We start from the raw sequence: 3,813 nt of genomic DNA on the forward strand, positions 1-3,813 counted from the left end.
GCTCCCATCAGTGGGGAGCTATAACGGGCGCTTACAGGTTTAAATGATAGATTTCAAACGCGTAGATGAATTTGAAACGGCGAGTTCAGATATTGGATTCTATGAACGCCGGGGTTATAAAACTAAAATTCCGAAGGCTTGGTAAATCTGCTTCGTTCCCTTTCAACCAATAATCTGCAGATCTGGAATTAGAAATTTGCACATCTAAAAGCACATCTGCACACCATTAATCATCAAGATTGGTTCGCCGGTTTTCCTTTTTTGCAGATTGCTTCTTTTTGCTTTCTAAACGGGCTGCTTTGATGGCTTTACTGATTTTGGTAGGTTTACGTACTTTTTGTACTTGTAAAGCTCTCCCTAAAAGCAATAATAGTCTTTCAATTGCTTTTTCTTTATTGAGGTACTGGCTGCGCTCTTCGTCGCAAATTACCTGAACAAAACCTTCCTTGTTGAGGCGGTTATGCAACTTGCTGGTAAGTAATAATTTCTCATCATCAGTAAACAGTTCAGAACCCGCTACATCAAACAAAAGTTCTACCTTACTTGATACCTTATTTACATTTTGACCTCCCTTTCCACCGCTTCTTGATGTTTTATAGGTTATTACTTTTTGCAGATCGGCCTTAGTCAGATTCATTTTCCAAAAGTAGTGTTTTTGGTGAATCCTTAAGTGGTTGGCTTATGTATATCATAATTATCTAAGTTCAATTTCACCAAAGCAATCACTTAATCAAGGCTCACATCTAATCAAACACAAAAATTCGTACTTTAGCGGCTCTTATGAACAAGAATATCGTTGTAGCAATTGATGGTTATTCATCTTGTGGTAAAAGTACATTAGCAAAAGCTTTAGCAAAAAAGCTTCACTTTATTTATGTAGATAGCGGTGCAATGTACCGCGCTGTGGCCCTGTACTTTTTACGCAATAATATTGATCTGCAAAATCATAATCAAATTGAAGAAGCATTAAAAAACATCCACCTTAACTTTCATTCGCGCGATTATCAAACCCATATTACACTTAATGATGAGGAAGTATCTGACGAGATCCGTCAGATGCATGTGGCCGACAAGGTAAGTGCTATAGCAGCCATACATGAAGTACGCGTTGCACTGGTTAAGCAGCAGCAGCGTTTAGGCAAATCAAAAAACGTTGTTATGGATGGACGCGATATTGGTACGGTGGTGTTCCCAAATGCGCAGTTAAAAATCTTTATGACTGCCGATCCTAAAATACGGGCAGAGAGACGTTATAAGGAACTACTTCCTCAAAACCCGGACATAACTTTAGAAGAGGTATTTGATAACCTTGCCCACCGGGATTACCAGGATACCACACGCAAGGAAAGCCCCCTGATACGTGCCGAAGATGCTGTTATTTTAGACAATACCGACCTAAGCCCTGCCGAGCAATTACTATTTGCCCTAAGCCATATTGAGCCTTTTATGGCCGATTAAAGTCAGAATTAATTGAATATKGATTTTGAGCCTGAATCAAAGGTTCCGTACAGATCTATCTTATTTTGCTAATTGGTGTTCAGGCCATCTTTACTGTATTTACTCCAAATCTGTTTAAAAAGTCGACACCTTCATCACTGTCGAGGCCTTTGAATTCGGCATATGACTTATCAAAATAAACTTGTGTTATACCTGCCGAAAAAATAAGCCTTGCACAAGCTATACACGGCGAGAGTGTGGTATATAACGTGGCACCTTCAAGCCTGGCTCCATTTTTAACAGCATATAGTATGGCATTTTCCTCTGCATGCAGGGCAAGTGAACAACTCCCCTTTGAATCACGTGCGCAGCCCCTCTCCGGCCATTCTTCATCGCAGTTATGTGTACCCGCCGGCGGTCCGTTATAACCTATAGATATAATACGGGTATCCCGGGTTAAAACAGCCCCTACATGGGCTTTAACGCAGTGAGAGCGCTTAGCCAGGTCGGTTGCCAGGTTCATGAAAATTGAATTAAAACTTGGTTTCATATCATCTGTCATTGGTCATTAAAAGTCATTGGGTCATCACTTCATTTTTAAATGACTTAATGACCCAATAACCTAATGAAAAAAAAAATTAGTGGCCTGCTGCCAGTTCCACGTGGTCAAGGTCAATGCCCTGGCTGCGCAGTTCGCGGCTTACTTTCCACGCAAAATAAGCAAGGTATGCAAAGCCCAACACCGGTACGATGTAGGAGAAGTGAATACCACTCATGCCTGCTATAACATTGTTACTGCCATCGGCAACTTTACCCTGTAATGGAGGTATGATAGATCCACCAAGGATCATCATAATTAAGAAAGCTGAACCCTGGCTGGTATACTTTCCTAAACCCGTAATAGATAAAGAGAAAATTGACGGCCACATAATAGAGCAGCACAGGCCACCACTGATAAAAGAAAATGTAGCAACTTTGCCCGTAGTTGCAAGTCCTGTTAACATAAAGGCAACACCCAATAAGCCTAAAACAGCTAATGTGCGTGTAGGTTTTTGCTGCCCTATAAAGAATGCTACAATAAGGATACCAACGCATACGGCATACCCGTAAAGGTTGCTCACATTTACACCAGTAGCAGCATTTACCAGCAATACGATACCAAAGGCCACAAATGGCACAAGGACATATAATATATATTTAACAGTTTTTGAAAGATTAAATGCGCCTATTGCGCCTGCAAAACGGCCAATCATTAAACTACCCCAATACAAAGAAATGTATGGCGCTATATCCGATTCATTATAGGAACCAAATTCCGGCGTTTTTAATAAAGAGCCCATATTACTTTGAATAGTTACCTCAGTACCTACATATGTAAATATGGCCAGCATACCTAAAATCAGTTGAGGGTACTGCATAGCCCCCCAGCCTTCTTTGCTTTTTTTGGCGGCAAATATGGTACCTACCAATGTAAGTACAATAATTGCCAGGGATGCATAAACAAAGTACTGACTTTTTACGATATCACCTATTTTGTTTGTGTCCGAAGATAACAACTTGTTAAGATAAGCGCTCAACGGGTCTGCAGCCAGGATTAGCAGAAACGCCAAAAACATAATTAAAAGTGGGGTATTCGCTTTACTACTCGACTCTATTTTCTCATCGCTGGTAACCTTTGGTAAATTAGAGAACCAGAAGAATATAGCAACTGCAATAAATAAACCAGCAAGCATGTAATAAAGGTTGTTTACAGATGATATCTGAACATCTTTAGCGTCTATTTTAGCTGAAGCCGAACCGAATAAAATAATCCCTACAACTACAGGCCCTAACAAACCACCTATATTATTGATGCTACCGGCAAAATTCAAACGATTTGAACCAGTCTCCGGCGGACCTAAAGCAACCACGAAAGGATTTGCCGCTGTTTGTTGAAGTGAAAAGCCTATAGCTATAATAAAAAATACTGTTAATATTAAACCAAATGAACCCGATGCTATTGCCGGGATCATACCTATAGCGCCAATTGCCGAAACTATTAGGCCTAATATGATACCATTTTTATAACCCATTTTATTCATGATATCAACTTTGCTGATAGACGAAGCAAAATACAGGATTAATGAACCTATGAAATAACCACCATAGAATGTAAAATCAATCAGCTGGGATTCAAATTGAGTTAGATGAAAATGTCCTTTACAAAAAGGTATAAATACGCCATTTGAAGCGGCTAAAAAGCCCCAGAAGAAAAATACAGTGATTAGCGTATAAAGTGCCGAGCTGTAACTTTTAGCATTTTTTTGTTCCATTTTTAAATTAGGTTATACAGAGTTATTTTTTCAGTCAATAAACATAAATCAATTTTTGTAAAAC

Annotated in this window: 4 protein-coding genes; 1 reads left to right on the plus strand and 3 read right to left on the minus strand. The window is 39.4% G+C overall.

Features of this window, described 5'->3' with window-relative positions:
• Positions 1-226: 226 nt before the first annotated feature.
• Complete coding sequence (gene arfB, locus AC1DPZ_RS23640; protein WP_477408087.1) at positions 227-637, minus strand: alternative ribosome rescue aminoacyl-tRNA hydrolase ArfB; 411 nt, start codon at positions 635-637, stop codon at positions 227-229.
• Between the two features lie 143 nt (positions 638-780).
• Here arfB and cmk point away from each other — a divergent pair, with 143 nt between their 5' ends.
• Positions 781-1,458, plus strand: coding sequence for a (d)CMP kinase (gene cmk / locus AC1DPZ_RS23645; protein ID WP_477408089.1), 678 nt, complete (start codon positions 781-783; stop codon positions 1,456-1,458).
• 79 nt (positions 1,459-1,537) lie between these two features.
• Here cmk and AC1DPZ_RS23650 read toward each other — a convergent pair whose 3' ends face one another.
• Both AC1DPZ_RS23650 and AC1DPZ_RS23655 read right to left on the minus strand, forming a co-directional pair.
• A complete protein-coding gene (locus AC1DPZ_RS23650) occupies positions 1,538-1,987 on the minus strand; it encodes a deoxycytidylate deaminase (RefSeq protein ID WP_477408091.1) in 450 nt (149 codons plus the stop codon).
• An 88-nt stretch (positions 1,988-2,075) separates the two neighbouring features.
• Complete coding sequence (locus AC1DPZ_RS23655; RefSeq protein ID WP_477408093.1) at positions 2,076-3,749, minus strand: MFS transporter; 1,674 nt, start codon at positions 3,747-3,749, stop codon at positions 2,076-2,078.
• Positions 3,750-3,813: the final 64 nt, after the last annotated feature.

The sequence above is a fragment of the Mucilaginibacter sp. P4_G9 genome (genome assembly GCF_056400985.1).

Coding starts and splice junctions, on each gene's coding strand:
- AC1DPZ_RS23655 (WP_477408093.1), bottom strand. CDS start 3,749: ATGGAACAAAAAAATGCTAAAAGTTACAGCTCGGCACTTTATACGCTA.
- cmk (WP_477408089.1), top strand. CDS start 781: ATGAACAAGAATATCGTTGTAGCAATTGATGGTTATTCATCTTGTGGT.
- arfB (WP_477408087.1), bottom strand. CDS start 637: ATGAATCTGACTAAGGCCGATCTGCAAAAAGTAATAACCTATAAAACA.
- AC1DPZ_RS23650 (WP_477408091.1), bottom strand. CDS start 1,987: ATGAAACCAAGTTTTAATTCAATTTTCATGAACCTGGCAACCGACCTG.